Annotated in this window: 23 protein-coding genes; 16 read left to right on the forward strand and 7 right to left on the reverse strand. The window is 64.5% G+C overall.

Annotated features, from left to right (window positions below; all coding sequences use genetic code 11):
- The 7 genes from FMA36_RS08115 to FMA36_RS08145 form a co-directional block, all read right to left on the reverse strand.
- A complete protein-coding gene (locus FMA36_RS08115) occupies positions 1–1,191 on the reverse strand; it encodes an ABC transporter permease (protein ID WP_408885654.1) in 1,191 nt (396 codons plus the stop codon).
- Positions 1,192–1,352: 161 nt separating this feature from the next.
- Complete coding sequence (locus FMA36_RS08120; protein WP_159261922.1) at positions 1,353–2,411, reverse strand: hypothetical protein; 1,059 nt, start codon at positions 2,409–2,411, stop codon at positions 1,353–1,355.
- Positions 2,408–3,142: a 2OG-Fe dioxygenase family protein gene (locus tag FMA36_RS08125; RefSeq protein WP_159261923.1), complete on the reverse strand. Its 735-nt coding sequence runs from the start codon at positions 3,140–3,142 to the stop codon at positions 2,408–2,410. The genes FMA36_RS08120 and FMA36_RS08125 overlap by 4 nt, the downstream gene beginning before the upstream one ends.
- Positions 3,135–5,744, reverse strand: a complete 2,610-nt coding sequence (locus FMA36_RS08130) for a mechanosensitive ion channel domain-containing protein (RefSeq protein ID WP_206065231.1) — start codon at positions 5,742–5,744, stop codon at positions 3,135–3,137. Before FMA36_RS08130 ends, FMA36_RS08125 begins: the two co-directional genes overlap by 8 nt.
- Before the next feature lie 193 nt (positions 5,745–5,937).
- Positions 5,938–6,540 carry an RDD family protein gene (locus tag FMA36_RS08135; protein WP_159261924.1) on the reverse strand — a complete coding sequence of 201 codons (603 nt, stop codon included), beginning with the start codon at positions 6,538–6,540 and terminating at the stop codon, positions 5,938–5,940.
- A gap of 226 nt (positions 6,541–6,766) precedes the next feature.
- Complete coding sequence (argJ, locus tag FMA36_RS08140) at positions 6,767–8,002, reverse strand: bifunctional glutamate N-acetyltransferase/amino-acid acetyltransferase ArgJ (RefSeq protein WP_159261925.1); 1,236 nt, start codon at positions 8,000–8,002, stop codon at positions 6,767–6,769.
- A gap of 86 nt (positions 8,003–8,088) precedes the next feature.
- Complete coding sequence (locus FMA36_RS08145; protein ID WP_110569033.1) at positions 8,089–8,952, reverse strand: peptidylprolyl isomerase; 864 nt, start codon at positions 8,950–8,952, stop codon at positions 8,089–8,091.
- A gap of 286 nt (positions 8,953–9,238) precedes the next feature.
- Between FMA36_RS08145 and secA the strand changes: the two genes are divergently transcribed.
- The 16 genes from secA (at position 9,239) to glmM (ending at position 26,814) form a co-directional block, all read left to right on the forward strand.
- On the forward strand, positions 9,239–11,980 hold the full coding sequence (gene secA, locus FMA36_RS08150) for a preprotein translocase subunit SecA (RefSeq protein ID WP_159261926.1): 2,742 nt from the start codon (positions 9,239–9,241) through the stop codon (positions 11,978–11,980).
- Between the two features lie 68 nt (positions 11,981–12,048).
- Complete coding sequence (locus FMA36_RS08155) at positions 12,049–12,798, forward strand: YebC/PmpR family DNA-binding transcriptional regulator (RefSeq protein ID WP_159261927.1); 750 nt, start codon at positions 12,049–12,051, stop codon at positions 12,796–12,798.
- Positions 12,799–12,806: 8 nt separating this feature from the next.
- On the forward strand, positions 12,807–13,313 hold the full coding sequence (gene ruvC / locus FMA36_RS08160) for a crossover junction endodeoxyribonuclease RuvC (protein WP_159261928.1): 507 nt from the start codon (positions 12,807–12,809) through the stop codon (positions 13,311–13,313).
- On the forward strand, positions 13,310–13,930 hold the full coding sequence (ruvA, locus tag FMA36_RS08165) for a Holliday junction branch migration protein RuvA (RefSeq protein ID WP_159261929.1): 621 nt from the start codon (positions 13,310–13,312) through the stop codon (positions 13,928–13,930). The genes ruvC and ruvA overlap by 4 nt, the downstream gene beginning before the upstream one ends.
- On the forward strand, positions 13,927–14,976 hold the full coding sequence (ruvB, locus tag FMA36_RS08170; RefSeq protein WP_159261930.1) for a Holliday junction branch migration DNA helicase RuvB: 1,050 nt from the start codon (positions 13,927–13,929) through the stop codon (positions 14,974–14,976). The genes ruvA and ruvB overlap by 4 nt, the downstream gene beginning before the upstream one ends.
- On the forward strand, positions 14,976–15,395 hold the full coding sequence (locus FMA36_RS08175) for a YbgC/FadM family acyl-CoA thioesterase (protein ID WP_159261931.1): 420 nt from the start codon (positions 14,976–14,978) through the stop codon (positions 15,393–15,395). The genes ruvB and FMA36_RS08175 overlap by 1 nt, the downstream gene beginning before the upstream one ends.
- A gap of 201 nt (positions 15,396–15,596) precedes the next feature.
- Positions 15,597–16,262 carry a protein TolQ gene (tolQ, locus tag FMA36_RS08180; RefSeq protein WP_159263761.1) on the forward strand — a complete coding sequence of 222 codons (666 nt, stop codon included), beginning with the start codon at positions 15,597–15,599 and terminating at the stop codon, positions 16,260–16,262.
- 1 nt (position 16,263) lies between these two features.
- Positions 16,264–16,695, forward strand: coding sequence for a protein TolR (tolR, locus tag FMA36_RS08185; protein ID WP_078524994.1), 432 nt, complete (start codon positions 16,264–16,266; stop codon positions 16,693–16,695).
- 30 nt (positions 16,696–16,725) lie between these two features.
- On the forward strand, positions 16,726–17,718 hold the full coding sequence (locus FMA36_RS08190; RefSeq protein ID WP_159261932.1) for an energy transducer TonB: 993 nt from the start codon (positions 16,726–16,728) through the stop codon (positions 17,716–17,718).
- A 30-nt stretch (positions 17,719–17,748) separates the two neighbouring features.
- Positions 17,749–19,116: a Tol-Pal system beta propeller repeat protein TolB gene (gene tolB / locus FMA36_RS08195; RefSeq protein ID WP_159261933.1), complete on the forward strand. Its 1,368-nt coding sequence runs from the start codon at positions 17,749–17,751 to the stop codon at positions 19,114–19,116.
- Positions 19,117–19,364: 248 nt separating this feature from the next.
- Positions 19,365–19,838 (forward strand): peptidoglycan-associated lipoprotein Pal, encoded by a 474-nt coding sequence (gene pal, locus FMA36_RS08200; RefSeq protein ID WP_159261934.1) that lies wholly within the window; start codon positions 19,365–19,367, stop codon positions 19,836–19,838.
- A 113-nt stretch (positions 19,839–19,951) separates the two neighbouring features.
- Complete coding sequence (locus FMA36_RS08205) at positions 19,952–20,707, forward strand: tol-pal system YbgF family protein (protein WP_159261935.1); 756 nt, start codon at positions 19,952–19,954, stop codon at positions 20,705–20,707.
- 23 nt (positions 20,708–20,730) lie between these two features.
- Positions 20,731–22,008: a tRNA lysidine(34) synthetase TilS gene (gene tilS / locus FMA36_RS08210; protein ID WP_159261936.1), complete on the forward strand. Its 1,278-nt coding sequence runs from the start codon at positions 20,731–20,733 to the stop codon at positions 22,006–22,008.
- 132 nt (positions 22,009–22,140) lie between these two features.
- On the forward strand, positions 22,141–24,081 hold the full coding sequence (gene ftsH, locus FMA36_RS08215; protein ID WP_159261937.1) for an ATP-dependent zinc metalloprotease FtsH: 1,941 nt from the start codon (positions 22,141–22,143) through the stop codon (positions 24,079–24,081).
- Positions 24,082–24,354: 273 nt separating this feature from the next.
- Entirely contained in the window at positions 24,355–25,404 is a 1,050-nt protein-coding gene (folP, locus tag FMA36_RS08220) for a dihydropteroate synthase (RefSeq protein ID WP_159261938.1), read from the forward strand.
- A gap of 51 nt (positions 25,405–25,455) precedes the next feature.
- Complete coding sequence (glmM, locus tag FMA36_RS08225) at positions 25,456–26,814, forward strand: phosphoglucosamine mutase (protein ID WP_159261939.1); 1,359 nt, start codon at positions 25,456–25,458, stop codon at positions 26,812–26,814.
- Positions 26,815–26,816 lie beyond the last annotated feature (2 nt).

Below are 26,816 nucleotides of genomic sequence, written 5' to 3' on the forward strand. Positions count from 1 at the left end.
TCAGATCCCGATAACATTGGCAATAACCGCGAAGACCGCATCAAGCGCGATCACGCCCACAATGCCCACCACCACGGCCTTGGTGGCCGCGATGCCCACATCAGCCGCACTCCGCCCGGCCTTGAGGCCAATGCGGCAGCTTGTCAGCCCGATGAAGGTGCCGAACACGAGGCTCTTGATGAAGCCGAAGGTGAACTGGTCAAGCGGCAGCGCCTGCAGGGTTTCATGAAAATAGCCCAGCGGCGAGACATCGAGCATGATGTAGGAGACGAAGAACCCGCCGAGCATGCCGATCAGGCAGCCATACAGGTAAAGCAGCGGCATGGTGAAGGCCAGCGCGAGCACCGAGGGCAGGATCAGGTAGCTCGAAACCGGAATGCCGAACACCTGCAGCGCGTCGATTTCCTCATTGGCCTGCATGGTGGAGATGCGCGCGGCATAGGCGCCACCGGTGCGGCCCGCCATGATGATGGCCGTCATCACCGCCGACATCTCGCGCACCATGGCAATGGCGACGAGGCTCGCCACATAGATGTCGGCTGCGAATTTGTGCAGTTCCACCGATCCCACAAAGGCCAGGATCGCGCCGACAAGGAAGTTGACCACGCCCACGATCAGCAGTGCCGCAGGCCCTGCGGCACTGAGGTCGGACATGAGGTCGACGGTACGCATCATGCCGCGCCCCACCACGGCGGCAAACCCGCCTTTGGCGGCTGCAGCCCCCATTTCGCTCACGCAGCCGACCTCGTTGAGCGTATCGAGCGTGAGCTGGCCCACGGCGGTGACAGGCTGGAATTTATGCGGTGGTAATGGCGCGGGCGTGGGCGGGATTTCGGGCAGCAGGTCGAGCAGCTTGCGCGCGGATTCGGGCAGGGTGTCGATGCGCAGCTGCACGTCGTCTTCACGGGCGGTGCGCTTGAGCTCCCACAGGAAGCTGATCAGCGAGGTATCCCATTTGCCAAGCTGATCGGTGCTGAATTCAACCGGTTCGCCGTGTGGCACATCCCTGAACCCGGATTCCGGAAAGTCGGGAAGATGGCCCTGCTGTGCAATCCAGTCCCCGGACAATGTGACAAGGGTCCGGTTCGCCTCGGGCTGCAGATGCCATTGCGGCGCACCATTGACGGACGTTTTCACCAGCCTCTCCAACCTCAGTGCCGCAACCTCGCCCACCCGGTTGCGGGGCGGCATGCACAAAACGATCCCGGTTCTCGTCATCCGCCTGTTTGCTGGCAGGCAGGTGGCGGGTCTCTCACGGTGTTCTGTTTTCCATACCAGATGACCCGCCCGGCACAAGCCCTGCTGCCGTGAAGGCTCCGCGATGGGAGCGCATGGCTTTGGCCGGGCCGTGCTCAGGGCGGCGCATGGGCGGAGGACATTTCCACTGCCGGATCGTTCACATGGCCGGTCATGATGGCGGCGGTCATGTCGGCCATGATGCGCTCGGCCACGGGCTGGCGGTAGTGCAGCGGATCCCAGAAATTGTCCCGGTTTCTGGTCAGGGCGGTGTCATGGTTGAAGTCGAGCACCAGCGTGTCGTGGCGGGGGGCTGTCACCCGGCTCACGCCCAGACGGCAGGCCGCAAGCCGCGCATCGGCCACACTGCCAGGCGTGCCGTGCAGAAAGGTTGAGGCAGGCGGGAACCACACGACGCGCCGCGTGATGGCAGGCATGCGCGCCAGCATATCGGCCAGCAGGTCCATGCCCGCAGGTGGCGTCTGTGCCATGCCGGGCGGGGCGGGCGTGTTGTCTGGGGGTGCCCAGCGGCTGAAAATGGCCTGCACGCGGGCGGGGTCGTACTGGCTGTCGGGGGGCACGAAGCGTGTATAGCCATCCGCGCCAAAGCGCTGGGGCTTGCGCCCGGCCAGCCACAGGAATTCATTGGCTGCTTCCTGCAGGGCATACAGGCTGGCCATGTGCAGGTAGCCTGCTGCTGGCGGGTGGCCGTACATCCATTCCGGCCAGGGGCGGTTGGGGCCGCTCAGGCTGCCGGGGCGGGGGTGGCACCAGGCGGCGTCGATGCCGATCAGGACAATGCGCGGCGCCGGGTGCGCCCGCAGGAAGGCATCGAGTTCGCGCGACTGCTCCCACGGGCTGGCGCTGTTCATGGCCATGCTGAGAAAATGTGCACCCAGCTCCGGTCCCAGCACGGCAGGCTGTATGAGGCGGCTGGTCGAGGTGCCGATGATGACGGAGTCAAACTGCGGCGCGCGCGCCAGCGCAGGCATGGTGTAGCGGGCGTTGGAGGTGACGGGTATGCGCGCAAGAGGCGGCGAGAAGGGCAGAATGTTCCACGGGTCAACCGTGATGATGAACAGGTAGAGCCCACCCCCCGTTACCCCGATCGCCAGCAGGGCCAGCAGGGCAAAGCGCCGCCACGGGCCTGCCTGCCCGGCCCCCGCCTGCCTCATTGATGGCGGAACGTCACGACCAGAACATCACGGTAGGCCGGTCGGGCGGGGTCAAGCGGGCGCACGGCCGTCACGCCATGATAGACGCGGTTGTCATTGACCACCGCCGTATCAAGCGGCTGGTCGAGCATGAACCCGCCAAGCAGGGTGCGTTGCAGGTCATGGATGGAGGTCTCGCCTGACATGACGTTCTCACGCCGCACCATGATCACCATCACCCAGTCCACGCCATCGCGGTGCAGGCCCTCGGGCGTGGGCTGGCCGGGGCTGTTCTCCAATGCTTCGATGCGGAACTGGTGCACCTCGGTGTGCCACACATCGGGCAGGCTCGCGGGTTCGCTCAGGTCGGTCACGATGCGATGCATGAGCCGCAAAATGGCCAGCAGGGCAGGGTGGCTGCCCATCTCGGGCTCGATGGCGCGGAACCAGCGCTCGATGCCGCCATTGAGTTCGTTGTAGTCGCGGCTCTGGTAATGGGGCTGGTGCTTCTTGCGCCTTATGCCTTCGGCGCTGATGGCGAAGGTGGCGTGGCGGCGGCGGCGGTAGCGACCGCCATCAGCCATGTAGCGGTCCAGCCCCAGCCGGTTCCAGCTTGCGGCAAAGCTGGCCCAGTCCGCCACGGCCTGCTGGCACAGCAGGGCGCGCATGGCCCCTGCGGGCACGAAGGCAAAGCCATCCGCGCGCAGGGGAGCCTCGAGGTGGGCCAGTATGCCCGCTGTATCTTCAGCCATGGGTGGAGTCATTTCCCTTTGGCGCGGGGGCAGCACTGGCGGCTTCGCCCTTGGGGGCATCGGTTGCACCCTCCGGGCTGGCGGCCGTGCTATCCTTGGCTTCAGGCTGAGCAGGCTTTTCGAGAGCGGCCTTGGGGAAATTTTCTTCCATGTGCATCTGCAGCTTGCCGGAGGGGCCGTTGGTCAGCAGGTTCATCGAAGTCGGGATTGGGAACTTGACCTGTTCCTTCACCATGCGCGCGCTCAGACGGCTGTAATACTCGCGGTAGACCTTCCACTTCGACCCCGGCGCGGTGCGGATGGAGCCAAGGAACTTGGACCCATTGCCATCAGCCTGCTCCAGCCCGAGGAAGGAGAAGTCAGACTTGATGAGCGGGCCATACACATGGTCCTTGCGCAGGATCGCCAGTTCATCCTGCAAAATTGCGGCCACCCGGTGCGGGTCTTCCGACAGGTCGAGCATGAAGCTGACCACCACGAGGTTGTAGTCGCGCGAGGTATTGGCAATCGAGGTGACGGACGAGAACGGGATGATGTGCAGGTCCCCGTTCACCGCGCGCAGCCGCAGCGTGCGGATGGACAGATGCTCCACCGTGCCCGATACGGCGCCCGCCGTAACCCAGTCACCCACCTGCATGGCGTTTTCCACCAGCATGAAGAAGCCGGTGATGAAGTCCTTGACCAGGCTCTGGGAACCGAACGCGATGGCCGCACCCATGATGCCCGCACCCGTAAGCAGGGGGGCCACGTTAATGCCGATCTGCGACAGCGTGGTCACCGTCACGATGATGATGATGAAGGTGAGCAGCACCGTGCGGATGATCGGCAGTACCGTGCGCAGCCGTGTCGCGCGTGAGGCCTGGTCCGATGTCTCGAAGCGGGTGATCTGGTTCTGCAGGGTGGCGTTGGCGACCTCCCACACCACGATGGCGATGGTGTAGGCGATCATGATCGTCAGCATCGCGCCCACGATCTTGGTGCCCAGCGAGCCATGCACGAAGAAGCGGATGGCCGGCAGCCCCCAGGACTGGAGCAGCAGCACGATCGTGAAGAACACCAGCAGCACCGACAGCGTGCGCCGCGCCATGGGGTAGTAGTAGTCCACGCGGGCCTGCAGGCCGGGATAACGCTTTTCGGTCGCCTCGGGCACGTGGAAGATCTTGTTCTGCAGGCTGAAGGCCAGCACCGACAGCAGCCGCGCGCCCAGAATGACCACGATGGTCAGCGACAGCGTGCGCAGGATCCAGGCATACCCGCCCTGGATCTGGGTGGCCCAGACCAGCCACAGCGCGAAGTCGAAGAACATGGCCGGGATCCACCAGAAGCGGACCATCTTGCCCACGAACATCCAGAACGGCTTCTCACGCAGCCGGCCCGAGGGCTGAAGGGCCGCGCCCACATGGTGGCGGATGCGCCAGATGAAGACGGCGATCAGCATATGCTCGATCAGCACCACCGCGCGGATGATGGCTTCGGTGCCACGGGCGGGCATGTGGAACACGCCGCCAAGCGTGGACAGGCAGACCACGATGGAAGGGGCCGCCACCAGAAAGTTCCACCACCGCGTGACCATGCGCGCTGTCGCATCGGATGCGCTGCACAGGCGGATGGTGGGCGAGTGCGGCACGAACACGGTCTCGAGCAGCAGGTAGATCACGCGCGCGATGACATAGGCGTTGGTGAGCGTGATGGTGACCATCGCCGCCTGGTGGGTGGTGGTGAACAGGGCGGAGGCCCCATAGCCCAGCCCGAAGAAGAGGGCGACCGGCAGCAGCTTGATGAGGAAATGCAGCAGCGAGTAGGGAATGCGCGTGATGATGCGCAGCGTTTCATGCTGCTGGCGGTCATCCTGCTCGCGGGTCTGCTCGGTCTGCTGTTCGGCCTGGGCATCGGCCGCGGTGGCAGGCGGCGGGCTGGGCTGGTTTGCATCTGCCGCGTCCTCACGTGCGAGGCGCTGGTTCAGGCGCTGCTCGGTTGCCACCGCGCGCGCGGTAACACTGGCTAGCGGCTTGCGCAGCACAATGGACAGGCCACGCTCAGCCACGAGGGCGAGAATGAAGATGATGCCCGCACGCCCCATCGCATCAAGCAGGATCTGGCGCGAATCCGCATTGGACAGGATGGAGTGAACCCAGCGCCCCACAAAGGCCAGATCGGCGAACAGCGCCATGAAGTTCTGGCCCTGCTTCAACGCGATATCGCGGATATGGCTCAGCTCGTTCATGGTTTCGCTGCTGATGCTGCCGGGCTCGACTTCAACATCGGAGTTGGCGGCGGCGGCCTTCTTGGCGGGGGCCGGAGCAGGGGCAGGCGCTGTGGCAGGCGTGGTCGGCGCAGGCAGGCCCTTGGCGATGGCATCAAGGGTTTTGGTGAATTCCTCGCGCTTCTGCGGGTCGTTCATCACCGAGAGCACCTGCTGGGCCTGCTGGGCGGTGATGGTCTGCCCCGTGGCCTGGGCGGCCGCCGTGCCGGGATCGGCGGCATGAGCGTGGGGAATGCAGGGCAGGAGGGCGAGCAGGAAAGCCGCCAGCACTGTCAGGATGCCGCCCCGTCGGGACTGTCTGGATACGGGATGGGCGCGCGTCGTGAAATGGGCTGACATGCCGATTGTTCACCTCCTTGAAAATATAAAACCCCGCCGGGGCGGGTTCAGGCTCCCCTGTCGAATGACACAGCACCCCCGCCCATCACTGTGCGGGGGTGTGCCATCTTACCGCCTGAAAGCATGCAATATCAGGACAAAAGATTGCCAAAGCCTGCATGGTTGCATTCTTGGCATGCCTTTTTTGCGTTTTTCAGCCCCATTGCGGGGGCTGTGGGGCCAGGGCGCGGGCTTCGCGCCGGATCACGCAGGTGCCGGCCAGAATGTCGTGCAGTGCCTGCTTGCGCTGTGTCCACATGACCATGAGAAAGCCTACGCCAAGCAGCAGCGCCGAAAGATATTTGCCAAAATAGCGCCCCGCCGCGCGCAGCGGCGTGACCCGGTTACCGTAAAGGTCGGTCACGCGCATCTGGCATGCTAGTTTGCCGGGCGTGGCCTGAAAGCGCGAGGATTCAAACACGATGAAATAGAGTGCAGGCAGCAGGATCGACGCCAGCTCGAACAGCCCGTTCCCGTTCCAGTGCAGGTGGGGCATGGCCGAGACGATGGTGTAGTCAGCCTGCGTGTAGCCCGCGGGCTCGATGTAGGAGATGCGGTAGTCACCGCCGCTGCCGCCAGTCGCCTGCGTGTCGAACACCGACACCGAAAGGCTTGGCGGCACCAGCAGCAGGCCCATGAGCCCCAGCACCGCCCACAGCACGATGCCATCGATCACATGGGCAACCACACGCATCCAGAACCCGGCATAGGTCCAGATCTCGGTGGGGGAGGCAGGGCGGAAAAACGGGTTCGTCATGCAGGGCATTCCTGTCTGGCTGCCAAGAGGTTTACCCGTACAGCAATGCCATTGCTCGCTGCGCAGCGGAAGCAGGAAAAACGCGCTGCCCATCAGGCAGGCCCGGCGGCTGTATAAAAACCCAAGAAAGTTCTTGGTGAAGTTTTTCCCCAAAAGCTGAGAAAAGAACGCCGCCTTTTTGAAAAAAGGCGGCACCCAAAAACTTTTACTTTTTTATCAGTGCCTGTTAGCTGCGATAGGAGCCGTTGATGTCGATATAGCCATGCGTGAGGTCACATCCCCATGCCTGCGCCGTGCCGTTGGCCAGGCCAAGGTCGATCGTGATCTCGATTTCCTTGCCCTTCATGTGAGCCACGACCGGGGTTTCGTCGTAGTCGGGCACCACGGTGCCCCCTTCGGCGATCCATGTGCCGCCAATGCCGACGGAGAGCGTATCGCGGTTGGCGGGCTCGCCGCATTTGCCCACCGCCATGACCACGCGGCCCCAGTTGGCATCCTCGCCTGCCACGGCGGTCTTGACCAGCGGCGAGTTGGCTACGGCCATGGCGACCCTGTGGGCCGATTCATCCGACGTCGCGCCGGTGACGACAATATGCATCATCTTCGTCACCCCCTCGCCATCGCGGATGACGAGCAGGGCCAGTTCCAGCAGCAGCGAATCAAGGGCCGCGCGGAAATGGGCCAGTTCGGGCGCAGCAGGGTCGGTGATCTCGGCATTGCCAGCCTGGCCTGTGGCGAACAGCAGCACCATGTCGGAGGTGGAGGTGTCCGAATCCACCGTGATGCAGTTGAAGCTGCGGTTTACGCCCTCGGTCAGGAAGGACTGGAGCACGCTGGCAGGCAGCTTCGCGTCGGTTGCGACAAAGGCGAGCATGGTGGCCATGTCGGGTGCGACCATGCCGCTGCCCTTGGCAATGCCCTGTATGCGCACCGTGGTGTCGCCGATTTTTGCCGTGCGGGTCGCGGCCTTGGGGAAGGTGTCGGTGGTCATGATGCCACGCGCGGCATCCGCCCAGCCATTGGCCGAGAGTGTTGCGTACAGGCCGGGCAGGGCGGCCGAAATCTTCTGGTAGGGCAGCACCTCGCCAATCACGCCGGTGGAGGCGAGGAACACCTCGCTGGCAGCGCAGTTGACCAAGCGCGCGGCATCGGCCGCGTTGGCCTGCGTCGCCTCAAACCCGGCCCGGCCGGTAAAGACATTGGCGTTGCCCGCATTGACCACCAGCGCGCGGGCCCGGCCATCGGCCATGGCCGCGCGGCACCAGTCCACCGGAGCACCTGGGCATTTGCTTTTTGTATAGACGCCCGCCACCGTCGTGCCCGGTGCGAATTCAGCCATGACCAGATCGGTGCGCCCCGTGTAGCGGATACCGGCCTCGGTTGCGCCAAAACGCACGCCAGCCAGCGGCGGCAGTTCGGGCAGAGGCTGGGCAAGGGGGGAGACGGGCAGGGCTTTGGCCATGGTCGTTCGGCTTCCGGTGCAGGGGCGGGGAAAGAATTCAGGTGGCACGGCAGGGCGTGTGCGCCCCGCCGCGCGGCAGGCCGCTTTTAGTGGGCGGGCTGGTTTTCAGGCAGGGGCTTGCCGTCGGGGCCGTAGCGCACGACCTTGACCTGTGCCAGCGCGTTGGCAACCGCCTTCTGCACGCCGTCCTGGATCAGCTTCTGGCGGATCTGGTCGCGCGTTGCGTCAAGCGTGGGGGTGGGCGCGGTGCGCTTGCCCAGCACCTGGATCACGTGCCAGCCATACTGGGTGTGCACCGGGGTCTGGCTGTAGCTGTTGGGCTGCATGGAAGATGCCGCATCCCAGAAGGTGGGCAGCATGTCGCCCTTCTTGAACCAGCCCAGGTCGCCGCCATTCTGCTTGGCCGAGCCGGGATCCTTCGACAGCTTGGTGGCCAGCTGCCCGAAATCGGCGCCGCCCTTGAGCTGCTTGATCACGTCGTTGGCCTCGGCCTCGGTCTGGACCAGGATGTGGCGGGCATGAATTTCTTCAGCGCCCGGCTTGTTGGCGTAGTTCTTGTCGTAATACGCCTTGACTGCATCATCGGTCAGGGTCGGTGCGACCTGCGCCGACAGGTAGGCATTCTGCAGCGCGCCCTGCGAGGCCTGCTGCATCTGCTGCTGCACGTCGGGCTGCTTGTCGAGCCCGGACTTGGTGGCGGCAAGCTGGATGGCGCGCTGGTCAACGAGCTGGTTGAGCAGGATCGGTACGATGATGTTGTCGGGCAGCTTGCGCAGCTGCTCGGGCATCGTGGCCATGGCCTGCCGCACGTCATTGAGGCGGATATCCTGCCCGTTCACGCTGGCAAGCAGCGGATTCTGGTCCGCCGTGGCCGGTGCGGCGGGCGCCGCCGGCGCGGGGGAGGCCGCCATTGCAGGAGGAATGATGAAAGAGGAAGCAAGCAGGGCCATCGTTGCGACAGCCTTTGCCGGACTGATAGTCCGCATGTGCAAAAAACCCTAGTTATGAACGCGTTCGGCAGGCATCATGGCGAAGGGCGGCCCTGCCTGCAAGGGCCGTATGGCGGATGGCCGTTTTCCCCCGCTTTTTCCATGGCGCTGCGGTCCATCGGTTGACCCGTGGCGGCGTGGGTCCTATCTCATGTCTCCGCGCGAGAATTTTATCCGCACGCCTGCCCTGCCCCTGCCGGTTCCTCTGTCGCGGGCGTGCGGGACTTGTCATTCCGGGAAGGTCTTCATGTTCGCCAGTATTGCCCGCGCCCTGTTCGGAACCGCCAATGACCGGGCGCTGAAATCGTATCAGCGGCGCGTGCCCGCAATCAACGCGCTCGAGCCGCAGGTCCAGGCGCTCGATGACGCCGCCCTCGCCGCCAAGACACCGGAATTCCGCGCCCGCATCGCCAAGGGCGAAAGCCTTGATGCCCTTCTGCCCGAAGCCTTTGCCGTGTGCCGCGAGGCAGCCAGGCGCGTGCTGGGCATGCGCCACTTCGATGTGCAGCTCATTGGCGGTATGGTGCTGCATGATGGCAAGATTGCGGAAATGCGCACCGGTGAGGGCAAGACCCTTGTCGCCACCCTTGCCGTCTATCTCAGCGCGCTTGCGGGTGAGGGCGTGCATGTCGTGACCGTGAACGACTATCTCGCCAGCCGCGATGCCGAGCAGATGGGCAAACTATATGGCTTCCTCGGCCTGAGCGTGGGCGTGGTCGTTCCCAACATGCCCGAGGACGAGCGCCGCGCCGCCTACCGGGCCGACATCACCTACGGCACCAATAACGAATTCGGCTTCGACTACCTGCGCGACAACATGAAATACCGCGTGGAAGACATGGTCCAGCGGCCCTTCCATCATGCCATCGTCGATGAAGTCGACTCGATCCTGATTGACGAGGCCCGTACGCCGCTCATCATCTCAGGCCCGGCAGAAGACAGTTCCGGTCTCTACCGCTCGGTCGATGAAGTAATGGTCGCCCTCGTGGCCGACCCCGAAGCCTACGAGAAGGACGAAAAATTCCGTTCCGTCATCCTGACCGAAAAGGGTGCCGAGCAGGTGGAGGAGCTGCTGCGCAATGCGGGCGTGCTGCATGATGGCGGCCTGTATGACAGCCAGAACGTGGCAGTGATTCATCACGTGCAGCAGTCGCTGCGCGCGCATACGCTGTTCACGCGTGATGTGGATTACATCGTAAGCGGCGGCAAGGTGGTCATCATCGATGAGTTCACCGGCCGCATGATGGAAGGCCGCCGCTACTCCGATGGCCTGCACCAGGCGCTCGAGGCCAAGGAACACGTGGAGGTGCAGCAGGAAAACCAGACGCTGGCCTCCATCACCTTCCAGAACTACTTCCGCATGTATCCGCGCCTGTCGGGCATGACCGGCACCGCCATGACGGAAGCCGATGAGTTTGCTGACATTTACAAGCTCGACGTGATCGAGATCCCGACCAACCTGCCCGTCGCCCGCAAGGACGATGATGACGAGGTCTATCTCACCGCACGCGAGAAGTATGAGGCGGTTGCAGCCCTCATCAAGGAAATCAGCAATACCTCGGGCCAGCCGGTACTTGTCGGCACGACCTCGATCGAGAAGAGCGAGCATCTCTCCTCGCTGCTGCGCAAGAATGGCATCAAGCACAGCGTGCTTAATGCCCGCTTCCATGAACTCGAGGCCGAGATCGTGGCGCAGGCTGGTGCGCCGGGGGCCATTACCATCGCCACAAACATGGCCGGGCGTGGCACCGACATCAAGCTCGGCGGCAATGTGGACATGCTGATCAGCCAGAAGCTTGGCGGCATCGAAGATCCCGAAGAGCGCGCCCGGCAGGAAGAGGCCCTGCGCGCGACCGTGGCGCGCGATCACGATATCGTGCGCAAGGCGGGCGGCCTGTACGTAATCGGCACCGAGCGCCATGAAAGCCGCCGCATCGACAACCAGCTGCGCGGCCGTGCCGGGCGGCAGGGTGATCCGGGCAATTCACGCTTCTTCATCTCGCTTGAAGATGACCTCATGCGCATCTTCGGCACCGACCGCATGGGCAACATCCTGCAGAAGCTGGGCCTGAAGGAAGGGGAGGCGATCGTTCACCCCTGGATCAACAAGGCCCTTGAGCGCGCGCAGAAAAAGGTCGAGGCCCGCAACTTCGACATGCGCAAGAACACGCTCAAATATGATGACGTGATGAATGACCAGCGCAAGGAAGTGTACGCCCAGCGCCGCGAATACATGGCGGCGGAAGATCTTTCGCCCATCATCACCGAAATGCGCGAGGACGTGATTCACGAGATCGTGGCCCGCCGCATTCCCGAGAAATCCTTCCCCGAGCAGTGGCTCAAGGATGAACTGGCCCACGATGTGCAGACCGCGCTCAACCTTACGCTGCCCATTGCCGAGTGGGCTGCGGAAGATGGCGTGGATGGCACGGTGGTGACCGAGCGCATCGAGCAGGCGGCAGCTCAGGCGCAGGCCAGCCGGGCCGCCAATTTTGGCCCTTCCGTCATGCGCTTTGTGGAAAAGCAGGTGTTGCTGACCACGTTTGATGCGGTGTGGAAGGAGCATCTGCTCGCCCTTGACCAACTGCGCCAGGGCATTGGCCTGCGCGCCTATGGGCAGAAGGATCCGCTCAACGAGTTCAAGCACGAGGCGTTCGAACTGTTCAACGCCATGCTCGACCACCTGCGCGCGCGCGTGACCTCCTCCATGGCGCGGGTGGAAATCGCGCCGCCGCCCATCGACAACCCCTTCGCCGGTGTTGCCGAAATCCATGCCGACCCCGAGGTGCCGGGGCTGGAGAACGAGCCGGGCCCCGGCCTCATGCCGGATGCGGCGGGCAACCTGCCCGACCCCGCCATGGGCAGGCCGATCGGGGCTGCGGCCATTATGCCCGATGACCCCTCAAGCTGGGGCGAGGTCTCGCGCAATGCGGCCTGCCCGTGCGGGTCGGGCAAGAAATACAAGCATTGCCACGGGCGGCTGGTCTGAACAGCCAGCCCACCCGGGCCGATAGACAAGCAAGACAGTAACAAGAACAGCACGATCAGGGACGAACGATGGCAGGTCATTCCCAATTCAAGAACATCATGCACCGCAAGGGCGCACAGGACGCCAAGCGCGCCAAGCAGTTTGCCAAGGTCATCCGTGAAATTACCGTGGCCACGCGCGAAGGCATGCCCGACCCGGCCATGAACCCGCGCCTGCGTGCCGCCATCTCGGCCGCGCGTGAGGTCAACATGCCCAAGGATACGGTCGAGCGCGCAATCAAGAAGGCCAGCGGTGCAGGCGGCGGCGATGACTACACCGAGGTCCGCTACGAAGGTTACGGCCCGGCAGGCGTTGCCGTGATCGTGGAAGGGCTGACCGATAACCGCAACCGCACGGCATCTGACGTGCGGGCCGCGTTTTCCAAGCATGGCGGCTCGCTGGGAGAGACGAATTCGGTCTCCTTCATGTTCACCCGCCTGGGCGTGATCGCCTACCCGCTCGATGCCGCGAGCGAGGACGACCTGATCGAGGCGGGTCTTGAAGCCGGGGCCGAGAATGTCGAGACCGTGGACGGCATGCATGAAGTGACCTGCCCGGTCGAATCCTTCTTCGCCGTGCGTGACGCGCTTGAAACCCGCTTTGGCGAGCCCGCCTCCGCCAAGCTGGACTGGCGGCCGTCCAACACTGTCGAACTCGATGAGGACAAGGCGCGCAGCGTATTCAAGCTGATCGACACGCTTGAAGACCATGACGACGTGCAGGCCGTGTACGCCAATTTCGACGTGCCGGACGACGTGGCCGAAAAGCTCTCGGCCTGACCCGGCCTGTGGTCCGCATCCTGGGCATCGACCCCGGCCTGCGCTTTACGGGCTGGGGGGTGATTACGGCGCAGGGCAACCGGCTGAGTCATGTGGCCGATGGCGTGATCGCCACCGATGCGGCGCTGGGCGTGCCCGAGCGGCTGCGCCACCTGCATGATGCGCTGCTGGAGCTGGCCCGCAACTTCGCCCCCGATGAAGCTGCGGTGGAAGAAACCTATGTCAACCGCAACGGTGCTGCCACGCTCAAGCTGGGCTATGCCCGTGGCGTGGGGCTGCTGGTGCCCATGCTGCTCGACATTCCCGTAGCCGAATATGGCGCCAAGACGGTCAAGCGCGCGGTGGTGGGCACGGGTGCCGCCACCAAGGAGCAGGTCAGCATGATGGTCCGCCGTATCCTGCCTACTGCCCTGCTCAGGCGCGCCGATGCGGCGGATGCGCTGGCGGTGGCCATCTGCCATGCGCATCATCGCGCAAGTGCCGCCCACATCGCCAATGCCACGAGGATGGCATGATCGCGCAGTTGCGCGGCCTGCTCGCGCAGGTCGAGGCCGATCGCTGCGTGATTGATGTCAGCGGCGTGGGCTACCTCGTGCAGGCCTCGAGCCGCACGCTGGCCGCCCTGCCGCAGCCGCCGGAACTCGCCCTTGTGCTGGTCGAGACCGTGGTGCGCGAGGATGCGATCCTGCTCTATGGCTTTGCCGAGGCATCGGAGCGTTCATGGTTCCGCCTGCTCACCACCGTGCAGGGCGTTGGGGCCAAGGTGGCGCTGGCCATCCTGTCGGTGCTGCCGCCAGCCGAACTGATGATGGCCATCGGCAGTGGCGACAAGACCATGCTCACCCGCGCGGGGGGCGTGGGGGCGCGGCTGGCCCAGCGCATCGTGACCGAACTGCGCGACAAGTGCGAGGGCATGCCCACCGGCGCGCCCGCAGGCGGTGGCGTTCCGGGTGTGACCATTACGGTGCCCACGCCACGCAGCATTGCGGCGGATGCCGTGCTGGCGCTGTCCGGCCTTGGCTTCAGGCGGGCGGAGGCGCAGCCTGTGGTCGAGCGCGTGATCGACCGCTTCGAGGGTGATGTGAACCTTGATGTCGTGATCCGTGACGCGCTGAAGGAACTGGCCCGATGAGTGAGCACCCCGAGCGCGAGATCGACGCCCGCCGGGCGGAGGAAGACGGCAACGAAGGCAGCCTGCGGCCACAGACGCTCGATGACTTCACCGGGCAGAAGGCCAGCCGCGAGAACCTTGCCATTTTCATCGCCGCTGCCCGCCAGCGTGGTGATGCGCTGGACCATGTGCTGCTGCACGGCCCGCCGGGCCTGGGCAAGACCACGCTGGCGCAGATCGTGGCGCGCGAACTCGGCGTGGGCTTTCGCGCCACGTCGGGGCCGGTCATCCAGCGCGCGGGCGATCTGGCCGCCATCCTGACCAATCTCCAGCCGCGAGACGTGCTGTTCATTGATGAAATCCATCGCCTGCACCCTTCCATCGAGGAAGTGCTGTACCCGGCGATGGAGGATTTCCAGCTTGACCTGATCATTGGCGAGGGGCCGGCTGCGCGTTCCGTGCGCATCGACCTCTCGCCGTTCACGCTGGTTGCCGCCACCACGCGGGCCGGGTTGCTGGCAACGCCGTTGCGTGACCGCTTTGGCATTCCGCTGCGGCTGGTGTTCTACACGCCCGAGGAGCTATGCCAGATCGTGGCGCGCGGGGCGCGCAAGCTCGAGTTCGACCTCACACCGGAGGGAGCGGAGGAAATTGCCCGCCGCTCGCGCGGCACGCCGCGCATCGCGGGCCGCCTGCTGCGCCGGGTGCGTGACTTCGCCGCCGTGGCGCGGGCGGGGCGCGGCCCGGTTGACCGCGCGCTGGCCGATGCGGCGCTGTCCCGCCTGGAGGTCGATTCGATGGGGCTTGATGGCATGGACCGGCGCTACCTGCGCCGCATTGCCGAATACCATCATGGCGGCCCGGTGGGGGTCGAGACGCTGGCAGCAGCCCTGGCCGAGGCACGTGACACGCTCGAAGACGTGATCGAGCCTTACCTGATTCAGGAAGGGCTTGTGCTACGCACCAGCCGCGGCCGCATGCTGGGCGAGCGGGGCTGGCGGCATCTTGGCCTGCAGCCCCCCGCCCGCGTGCCCGGCCAGGGCGACCTGCTCGGGGAGGGGGACTGATGGTTCAGCATAGTATCGATTTCCGCATCTATTACGAGGATACGGATGCGGGCGGCGTGGTCTATCACGCCCGCTACCTCGCCTTTGGCGAGCGCGCCCGCACCGAGGCCATCCGCGCGCAGGGCCACTCGGCCGCCGACCTGCTGGGGGATTTCGGCCTGGCCTTCGTGGTGCGCCATGCCGCCATGGACTACCGTGCGCCCCTGCGGCTTGATGACATCGTGTGCGTTACGACTCGCCTGACGGAACTCGGCGCCGCGAGCTGCAGGCTGCTCCAGACCTTTCATCGGGCGGGCGCGGCTGAAAAACTTGATTGTGGCACGCTGGATGTGCGGCTGGCCTGCGTGCGGGCAGCCGATGGGCGCGCGGCCCGATTTCCGCCGTTATGGCGTGATCTGTTGCGCGGGCTGATCGGCTGAACGTGACAAAGCCATGCAAGGCGTGTGTTCTTTTTGTGTCATGGGTTGACCGTGGTGCAGGGCTGTGCGGAAAGCAGGTTGGCCGTGGCTTGCCAAACGGGCAATCTTCGTGTTTGAGCGAACGGCCAAGGTGGGCAGGAGGCGTATTTGGACCAAGCGGTTAATGCAGCGAATCTGGGTGCTGCAGCGGGTGATCTTTCGATGTGGGCGCTGTTCATGCACGCCTCGATCGTGGTCAAGCTCGTCATGATCGGGCTGGTGACCAGCAGTGTGATTGTCTGGGCCATCATTTTTGATAAATTCACCACCATCCGCCGGGTCAACCGGCAGGCCAACGATTTCGAGGAGCGCTTCTGGGCTGGAGGCAGCCTTGAGGATCTGTACGAATCCGACGGCGCCAAGCCCGTGCACCCGATGGCCGCCGTCTTTGGCGCAGCCATGGGCGAATGGCGGCGTTCATCGCGCATTTCGGGTATCGATCTGGTGCATGGTGGCGTGCAGGACCGCGTCAACCGCGCCATGGCCATTACGATTACGCGCGAGATGGACCGGCTGAACCGCTGGATCATCTTCCTCGCGACCATCGGGCCGGTGGCGCCCTTCATCGGTCTGTTTGGCACGGTGTGGGGCATCATGCACGCGTTCGGCTCGATCGCGGCCATGCACAACACCAATCTCTCTGTCGTGGCCCCCGGTATTTCCGAGGCACTGTTCGCCACCGCCATCGGTCTGGTTACGGCCATTCCCGCCGTGATCGCCTATAACGTGGTCAGCAACAGCATGGGTGTGTTCGAGGACCGGCTGGATGCGTTCGGCACCGAGTTCGCCGCCATCCTGTCGCGCCAGTCGGAAGAAAGGGGCGCGTAACATGGGGGCAAGCCTGGGCGACCTGCGGGGGCGGCGGCGCAAGCGGCGCCCCATGGCCGAAATCAACGTCACGCCCCTGGTGGACGTGATGCTGGTGCTGCTCATCATCTTCATGGTGACAGCCCCCATGATGACCAGCGGCGTGAACGTGGACCTGCCCAAGACGGATGCGGCCCCGGTCAATACCGACACCAAGCCCATCACGGTGTCGATCCGCTCCAATGGCGACCTGTATCTGGGCGATGAACCCGTGTCGCAGGACCAGCTGGTGGACCAGCTCAGGGCGGCTGCGCAGAATGACAGCGAGCACCGTATTTTCGTGCGCGGCGACCAGCATATCGATTATGGCCGTGTCATGCAGATCATGGGGCAGATCACCGCGGGCGGCTTTACGCATGTGGCCCTGCTGGCCCAGCAGCCACCCGGTCACTAAACAGAATCTGATACCAGGAGCCGTCTGATCGTGGTCCCACCGCGTCGTTCCGAACGCATCCTCATGCGGCGTTCCATCCTGGTTTCGGGCGGGCTTCATTTTGCCCTGCTGGTGGCCGTGCTGCTCAAGCTGCCGGTACCAGTGCCCAAAGAGCCGCCGCCACCGCCCACCATCGAGATGGAATTCGCAGCCGATACGGGCACCTCAACCCCCCATAAGGGCGACAAGCCAGCCCCAAAGCCCGCGCCTGCGCCCGCTCCGGTAAAGCAGGAGGCCCCGCCTTCGCCCACGCCACCCGAAAAGGAGCCCAACGAGGAGGCAGCGCCACCCCCGCCGCCGCCACCGCCCATGCCGCCGCCGCAGCAGGTGTCAAAACCCGTGCCTGATGCGCCAACCCCGCCGCGTGAGCAGACACCGTCGCCCGATGCGGTGCCGCTGCCGCCCACGCCGCCCAAGGCGGCCCCCGCGCAGGCGCATGCACCCGTGCCGCCTTCGGCGCAGCCTGACCCGACGGCGGCACCCAAGGTGCAGGAGCAGTCACGCACCACGCAGCCCAACGAGGCCAAGAAGCATGTGCCCGATACGCACTCGCTGCTGGCAACGCTCGATACCTTCCGCGCGGACCAGAAGCAGACCCATCCGCCCAAGGCCCGGCCCAACCCGCAGCAGGGCGGCGCGCCCGATGGTGGTGGCTCGCCTGATGGCGACATAACCAGTTCCATGACCGCCACCGAGCAGAAGGCCATCGGCAATTCCGTGCGGCGCTGCTACTCGGAAGATACGGCGGCACGTAATTATGCCCAGTTTGTGGCGCATCTGGTCGTGACCGTGGATGGCACCGGCACGGCACGGCTTGTGGAATTCGCGCCGCAGACACAGGCGCAGATGGCGGCCGACCCGTCGTACCGCGCGCTGGCCGAACGCGCGCGTGATGCGGTGCTCAGCCCGACCTGTGCCAAGCTGCCCATTCCACAGAACCTGCTGGGCCAGACCCGGCAACTGAAATTCGTATTCCGTCCCTGATACAAAGCGGACGAAGACGAGGAGAGGAAAATGATGTCAAGCGTAAAGCCATTGATCCCGGATGATGATGCCGCACGGCTGGCATCGGCCTTCAGCCGGCGTGGGTTCATGGGCGCGGGTGTTGCGGGGGGGCTTATGGCCACGCCGCTATTCGCAGCAGGGTCCGCTCATGCACAGGATGCGGGCGCGGCCGAAATTACGGTTGATCAGGCGCGTACCGCCCCTATTCCCATTGTCCTGCCCTCGCTTGGCAGTGGCGTGGCCCAGCAGATCACGGATGTGATCTCGGCCGATCTGGGCAATTGCGGCCTGTTCCGCCCCATCAGCGCCAGCATGCCACAGGGCACGCCCGATTTCGCCACCTACAAGTCGATGGGCGCGCGCGCGGTCATGACCGGCAAGGTGGTGGAGCAGGGCAGCAGCCTGCGTGTCGAGTTCCGCCTGTGGGATGTGCTGACCGGCAAGCAGTTGCAGGGCACGGCCTATACGGCGGCCAGCCAGGACTGGCGCCGCATTGCGCATGTCATTGCCGATGTGATCTACAGCCGCCTGCTTGGCGAGCAGGGTTACTTCAACTCCCGCATCGCCTACATCGCCCGCTCCGGCCCGCGTGCGCGCCAGATCACGCGGCTTGCCATCATGGACCAGGATGGGGCGGACAGCCGCTACCTGACCAACGGGCAGTGGCTGACGCTCACGCCGCGCTTCAACCCGGCCAATAGTGAACTGGCATTCATGTCATATGCCAACTACAGGCCGCGTGTTTACCTGTTCAACCTCAATACCGGGCAGCAGCGCCTGCTTGGTGACTTTACGGGTATTTCATTTGCACCGCGCTTTGCCCCCAACGGGCAGTCGGTCATCCTGTCGGTCACGCGCGGCAGCGGGTCAGACATCTTCGTGGTCGATCTTGCCACCATGGCGCGTCGGCAGATCACCTCGTCCGGGGCGATCGACACCAGCCCGTCCTACAGCCCTGATGGCTCGCAGATCGTGTTCAACTCCGACCGTGGCGGCTCGCAGCAGCTCTATGTCATGAGTGCCTCGGGCGGCGAGGCGAAGCGGATTTCCTACGGCCACGGGCGCTACGGCTCGCCTGTATGGTCGCCGCGTGGTGACCTGATCGCGTTCTCGCGCATTGCCAATGGCAGCTTCTCGCTCGGGGTTATGGCGCCCGATGGCACTGGCGAGCGAATCCTGACCGAGGGCTTTACGGTGGAAAGCCCGACTTTCTGCCCCAACGGGCGCGTGCTGGCGTTCTGCCGCCAGAGCTCGGCCGGAGCAAATGGTGCCGGATTTGCAACAGGTATCAATACAATTGACATAACCGGCTTCCATGAACGTGCCCTGCCTGCGGGCAGCGCGTCTGATCCGGCATGGTCTGGCCTGAATAAGTAATTCTTTTCAATACGTTGGACAAACACACTGCCAGAACCTCCTCATTTGGCAAATGGCGGATATGTGTTTGTTCCGCGTTGACTGAAACCGGATTTGACAGCTATGCTTGTGGCGGTTTCCAGCGATCGCGAGTTTCTGTTTTACAATTTGTTTGGCAGGGCGCAACGAGACTCGGGACCGTTCTATATTTAAATCCGGAAATTCAACAAATGGTTTCGAAACAAGAAACCGATCCAGGATCCAAAGTAATGAAACTGAAGCTTTTTGGTGCAGCCGGTCTGGCTCTCTTCCTTGCCGCCTGTTCTGACCATGCGAACAAGAACGCGAACACCGGCGCTGCCATGCAGCAGCAGGTTGGCCCCGTTCCCGGCAGCGAGGCCGATCTGGTCGCGACTGCAGGTGACCGCGTTCTGTTCGCGCTGAACCAGAACACGCTGTCCAGCGATGCGAAGGCAACGCTCGACAAGCAGGCTGCATGGCTCGCCAAGTACCCGCAGGTGCATGTGCAGATCGCCGGTAACTGCGATGATCGCGGCACCGAAGAATACAACATCGCGCTGGGCGAGCGTCGTGCCAACGCGGCGCATGACTACCTGGTGGCCAAGGGTGTCGATGCATCACGCATCACCACCATCTCCTATGGCAAGGACCGCCCGACCGCCGTTGGCGATGACGAGGCTTCCTGGGCCCAGAACCGTAACGCCATCACGGCGGTGCAGTAAGTTTCTGCCAGCACTTCTACGGAATGTGGCAGTATGGAACCGGCCGGGCGCTTATCGCTCGGCCGGTTTTGTTTTAGGTAGACGTGCGTAGTATTGCTTGAAGGGTATGGTCCATGCAGTCTGTTATGTCGTGTTTCCTTTCGGTTCGTGGCCGACTGTCATGGTGGGGGCGGGCTGGCATGCTGGCAGGTGGCGTATCGCTGGCCTGCCTTGGTAGCGCACACGCGGCGGGTGACAGCGGCAACCTGACCCTGCAGTTGCTTGACCGCGTCAACACGCTTGAAGAACAGACGCGCGAGATGCGCGGGCAGATCGATCAGCTGACTAATCAGGTGCAGCAGCAGAATGCCGCCATGAGCAAGCAGATCGATGACATGAATTTCGCCATGCAGCAGCACTGGCATGCCGCTCCGGCGGTTCCGGCCCCGGTAACGGCGGCAAGTGGCATGACTCCTGCCGCAGCTCCTGCCACGGCCACCGCCAAGCGCAGCCCCGATGATGTGCTCAAGGCGGGCAATGACGCGCTGCTGCAGCATGATTACGCCACGGCGCAGGCCGATGCGCAGCAGGTGCTCTCCGGCCCCAAATCCCCCAAACAGATCGACGCGCAGTATCTGATGGCGCAGTCCCTGGCGGGGCAGAAGCAGTATCGCCAGTCTGCCCTTGCCTATTACGATACCTATAACCGCGCGCCGCACGGACAGCGCGCGCCAAGCGCCCTGCTTGGCGTTGCGGCCACACTGGTGGCGCTGAACGACAAGGCCTCCGCCTGTCAGGCGCTGGACAAGCTTTCCAGTGAATTCCCCACGCCCGCACCGCGCATCAAGGCGGCCGAACTGGTCTACCGCAAGCGCGCCAAATGTAGCTGATCGCCCGCAGGGGTGTAGGGCGCATGCAGCCTTCCGAACCGGTCAGTCCGGCCCGTTTTGCTGCCCGTATGGCTGCGCTTGGCCCATGGCCGGGGCCGGGCACGCCTGTCTGTGTTGCGGTATCGGGCGGGGCAGACAGCATGGCGCTGGCCATTCTGGCACGGGGCTGGCGGCAGGACGTGGCGGGGCTGGTGGTGGACCATGGGCTGCGTGCCGAGTCGCGGCAGGAAGCCGATCAGACGGTGGCCCGCCTGACCCGTCTTGGCATACCGGCCCGCCTGCTGGTGCTTGAGGGGCTGGCGCGTGGCCCCCGCATGGCCGAACGTGCCCGGCGCATGCGCTATCAGGCACTGTTCGCTGCCTGCCGCGACCTTGGCGCGCTTGACCTGCTGGTGGCCCACCATGCGGGCGATCAGGCGGAAACCGTGCTCATGCGCCAGCAGGCCGCAAGCGGGGATGACGGGCTGGCCGCCATGGCGGTGGCGACGGATATGGCGGATGTGCGCCTTGTTCGCCCCCTGCTCGGCGTGGGCAAGGCCGCCCTTTATGCCACGGTGCGGGCAGCAGGCGCGCAATGGGTGGAAGACCCTTCCAACGCCGACCTGCGTACCGCCCGCGCCCGGGCGCGGCAGGCGCTGGCGACGGATTCCTCTGTGGCAGGTACACTGCTGGCCGATGCCCTGCGGGCCGGGCGGGCCCGTCATGCACGCGATACGCATGATGCACGCTGGCTGGCCGCCCATGCCCGCTTTCACCCCGGTGGCTGGGTGGTGCTGCCCCCGGACCTTGCGCCGGCACGACTGCTGTCAGCCCTGATCCGCGTAGTGGGAGGACGGGATTATGCCCCGGCGCGCGAGGCGGTGGCAGCGCTTGCGGCCCGGCCCCGGGCGGCCACGCTGGCCGGGGTCGCCCTTATTCCATGGCATGACGGGCAGTGGCTCGTGGCCCGTGAGGAAGCGGGTCTTGCTCCCTCCATGGCTGCCACGGCAGGGGCCATATGGGACCGGCGTTTCATCCTTCACGCGTCCCCTCTGCCACCGGGCTGGCGCGTGGGCGCGGCGGGGCCGGTGGCGGCGTGGTGGCCGCATGGCAGGCGGCGGTCATGCTGGCCCGCGCGGCTGTTGCGCACGCTGCCCGCGCTATGGCATGATGGGCAGGTCAAGGCCGTGCCCCATATGGGCCTGCGCGCGCACGAGCAGGCTGCCGCCCATGCGGTTTTCATGAACCAGCCCCCCCATCCCGTAATCGACTGCGCTGTATTTGGCAGCACCGAACGCGGCGAGGCGGGCAGGCTGGCATAAAAGGTTGGTGGGTGGGGGTGTGAATATCCCCTGATCGTCCTATGTATGTTAGGACGTAGTGAACGTGGCATCTGTTCGCCTGCCCACTGTGGGGCAAGGGCGATGGGGCCAGCGGATGGAACAGTGGACAAGATGAACAATTTCGGCCGGAACTTGCTCCTGTGGGTTATCATCATCGTCCTGCTGCTGCTGCTGTTTAATGTCTTCCAGCCGGGAAGCGTGCAGCATGCATCGCAGCAGTTGGCGTATTCCGATTTCATCGGAGACGTGAACAGCGGGCACGTTCGCTCTGTCGTGGTGCAGGAGCACAACATCACCGGCACGCTGACGGATGGTACCTCGTTCGATACCTACACCCCGCAGGACCCCACCCTGATTTCCCGTCTGACGGAAAAGGGCGTGGAGGTCGTGGCCAAGCCGCTCGAGGCGGATACCAACCCCATCCTGCGCTACCTTATCAATTATGCACCGCTGCTGCTCATGGTGGGGGCGTGGATATTCATCATGCGCCAGATGCAGTCGGGCGGTGGTCGGGCCATGGGCTTTGGCAAGTCACGTGCCCGCATGCTGACCGAAAAGCAGGGCCGCGTGACCTTTGATGACGTGGCGGGCATTGATGAAGCCAAGGGCGAACTGCAGGAGATCGTCGACTTCCTGCGCGACCCGCAGAAGTTCACCCGCCTTGGCGGCAAGATCCCCAAGGGCGTGCTGCTCGTAGGCCCTCCCGGCACAGGTAAGACGCTGCTCGCCCGCGCCATTGCGGGCGAGGCGAACGTGCCGTTCTTCACCATCTCGGGTTCCGACTTTGTTGAAATGTTCGTGGGTGTGGGCGCATCGCGCGTGCGTGATATGTTCGAGCAGGGCAAGAAGGCTGCACCCTGCATCATCTTCATTGACGAAATCGATGCCGTGGGCCGCCATCGTGGCGCGGGCCTTGGCGGCGGCAATGACGAGCGCGAGCAGACGCTCAACCAGATGCTTGTCGAGATGGATGGCTTTGACAGCAATGAGGGCGTGATCCTGATTGCGGCCACCAACCGCCCCGACGTGCTTGACCCCGCCCTGCTGCGCCCCGGCCGTTTTGACCGTCAGGTGGTGGTGCCCAACCCCGATGTGGCAGGCCGCGAGAAGATCCTGCGCGTGCATATGCGCAAGGTGCCGCTGGCTTCCGATGTGGACCCCAAGGTCATTGCCCGTGGCACGCCCGGCTTCTCGGGTGCCGATCTGGCCAACCTGGTCAATGAGGCCGCCCTCATGGCCGCCCGCCTTGGCAAGCGCACGGTGGCGATGCTCGAGTTCGAGAACGCCAAGGACAAGGTGATGATGGGTGCCGAGCGCCGCTCCCTTGTCATGAGCGAGGACGAGAAGAAAATGACCGCCTACCACGAAGGCGGGCATGCGCTGGTGGGCATTCTCACGCCGGGTTCCGACCCGGTGCACAAGGCCACCATCATTCCTCGTGGCCGGGCGCTGGGCATGGTGATGAGCCTGCCGGAGAAGGACCGCTATTCCGAAAGCCGCTCATGGTGCATCGGCAAGCTGACGCTGGCCATGGGTGGCCGCGCGGCGGAGGAAATCATCTTCGGGGCGGACAATGTCTCGACCGGTGCCTCGGGCGACATCAAGATGGCGACCGACGTGGCCCGCCGCATGGTGACCGAATGGGGCATGAGCGAAAAGCTGGGCATGGTGGCCTATGGCGGCAACGGGCAGGAAGTGTTCCTGGGCCATAGCGTGACCCAGAACAAGAACGTGTCGGAGGAAACGGCGCGCGAGATCGATAACGAAGTGCGCAAGCTGATCGATGCCGCTTATGAGCGCGCCCGCAGCCTGCTGCTTGAGCATATTGATCAGCTTCACCGCCTTGGCGCCGCTCTGCTGGAATACGAAACCCTGACCGGCGAGGAAATCCGTCAGGTGCTGCGGGGCGAGAAGATCGAGCGCGTGGTGGTGGATGACCCGATGCCGGAGAACCGCCGTCCGTCCGTGCCGCCTTCGGCCCCTTCCGCCCCCGTGGCACCGCTGCCCACGCCGGAAGGCGGTGGCGGGGTAGGTACTGCCCCGGCTGGCTAGGAACGCTGCGAGAGAAAACAGTAAGAGTTTTGGGTGCCGCCTTTTTTCGAAAAGGCGGCATTCTTTTTGAAGCTTTAAGCTGGCAGGCTTTTCAAGCACTCCGTTAATATAGACATGGCGGGGCAGCTTTAGCTGTTCTGCCATGTTTGTATCCGGCCCATGCCAGCGGACATAAAATGATGGGCACGTGGAAAAGAGATAATTAAAGTTTCTCGGTGCTACTTTTTTCCAGCAAGAATCACCAAAACATTTTCATGATCGGGTACGTCTTTCGTGGGGCATTTTTCCAACCAGAAGCTGATTGAGCCACTGGCCCTGCTGCATGGCAAAGCGGCCCGGCAGGCCGTAGCGCAGGGCGTGGCGCGCTGGTTTTCGGGCGGCCCGCAGGCCTATGCGCTTGCCCGTCTGACCGGACCGGGGCAGGAGGATACGATCCTGCCGGTTGCGGCCCTGCCTCCTGCATGGGAGGGAGCAGCCCGGCGCATCAGCGCGCCCGCGCCTGATGCGGGGCTGCCACCGGGCCCGCAGGTCATGGGCATCATCAACGTCACCCCGGACAGTTTCAGTGATGGTGGCCAGCATGACCGCGTGGAGACGGCGCTGGCACGCATAAAGATGCTGCATGCCGCCGGATGCCGGATGGTGGATATTGGCGGCGAGAGCACCCGCCCTGGCGCGCCCGCCGTATCCGCCGAGGCGGAATGGGGGCGTATTGGCCCGGTCATCCGTGCCGTGCGGGCCTGTTCCGCGCTTGATGGCCTGCATCTCTCGGTTGATACGCGGCAGGCCGCGGTCATGGACCAGGCGCTGCGTGCCGGGGCCACGCTCATCAATGATGTCTCGGCGCTGACGCATGACCCCGCTGCCCGCGCGGTCGTGGCGCGGCATGGCTGCCCGGTCATGCTCATGCACATGCGTGGCACGCCTGAAACGATGCGCGCGCACACGACCTACAGCGATGTGGCGGTGGATGTGGTGCGTGAACTCGGCCAGCGGGTGGAGGAGGCAGTAGCGGCGGGCATTGCGCGCACCCGCATACTGGTTGATCCCGGCATCGGCTTTGCCAAGACGCTCGAAGGCAACCTGATCCTGCTGGCCCGCCTGCCGCTGCTGGCCAATCTGGGGTGCCGGGTGGTGCTGGGCACGTCGCGCAAGCGCATGATTGGCGAACTTGCCCACGAACCCGATGCGGCAGCACGCGATTCAGGCACGATTGCGGCCAGCCTGCCGGGAATGGTCTTTCCCGGCGTGGTGCTCCGGGTTCACAATGCCACAGCCATGATCCAGGCCATGCGGGTGCAGCAGGGGCTGGATCAGCACTAACAGGTAAGGTAGGTCGATGTCCGACCAGAACGTATGCGGAGATCTCCAGTCATGGTAAAAACAAGAAAGCTGTTCGGCACTGATGGAATTCGGGGCATGGCCAACCGCTTTCCCATGACGGTGGAAGTCGCGCAGAAGCTGGGTCAGGCTGCGGGCCTGCGCTTCATACAGGGCACGCACCGTCACAGCGTGCTGCTGGGCAAGGATACGCGTCTGTCGGGTTACATGATCGAATGCGCGCTGGTGTCGGGCTTTCTTTCCGCAGGGATGGATGTGACGCTGGTGGGGCCGATGCCAACGCCTGCCATTGCCATGCTCACCCGCTCCCTGCGCGCCGATCTGGGCGTCATGATCTCGGCCTCGCACAATCCGTATGGCGATAACGGCATCAAGCTGTTCGGCCCCGACGGGTTCAAGCTTTCCGACGAGACGGAAGCGGACATCGAGGCTGCGATGGGCGAGGATCTGACCCACATGCTCGCCGCCCCAGACCAGATCGGCCGGGCCTCGCGCCTGAATGACGCGGCGGGCCGCTACGTGGAAAGTGCGAAGTCCTCCTTCCCCCGTCGCCTGCGGCTTGACGGGCTGCGCATCGTGATCGACTGCGCCAACGGGGCGGCCTATCGCGTCGCCCCCACGGCATTGTGGGAACTGGGCGCTGAAGTGGTGCGCATTGGCTGCGACCCCGATGGCATCAACATCAATGAAGGCTGCGGCTCCACCCGGCCTGAAGCCCTGTGTGCTGCGGTGCAGCGCCACCGGGCCGATATCGGCATTGCGCTCGATGGCGATGCCGACCGCGTGCTGATTTCCGATGAAAAGGGCCGCCTGATCGATGGCGACCAGATCCTGGCACTGATCTCGCACTCATGGGCGCGGCAGGGGCGGCTGTCGGGGCGGCATATCGTCGCCACCGTCATGTCCAACATGGGGCTTGAGCGCTATCTCGAGACGCAGGGGCTGGAACTGGTGCGCACGGCGGTGGGTGATCGCTACGTGGTGGAAAAGATGCGCGAGCTTGGCGCCAATATCGGGGGCGAGCAGTCAGGCCATATGGTGCTGTCTGATTTCGCCACCACGGGCGACGGGCTGGTGGCAGCCCTGCAGGTGCTGGCCGAAGTGGTGGAGTCCGGTCGCCCCGCCAGCGAGGTGTGCCGCATGTTTCGGCCTTACCCGCAACTGCTGCGCAATGTGCGCTTTGCCGGCCGCAGCCCGCTGCATGACCCGCAGGTGCACGAAGCACGCAAGGCGGCGGAAAAGCGGCTGGGCGCGCGCGGGCGACTCGTATTGCGTGAAAGCGGTACCGAACCGCTGGTGCGCGTCATGGCGGAAGCCGAGGACGAGGCGCTGGTCAATGCGGTGGTCGATGACATGTGCGAGGCGATCACCGCCATCCAGATGGCTGGCTGAGC

It is taken from the genome of Komagataeibacter xylinus (assembly GCF_009834365.1).
GTDB lineage: Bacteria > Pseudomonadota > Alphaproteobacteria > Acetobacterales > Acetobacteraceae > Komagataeibacter > Komagataeibacter xylinus_D.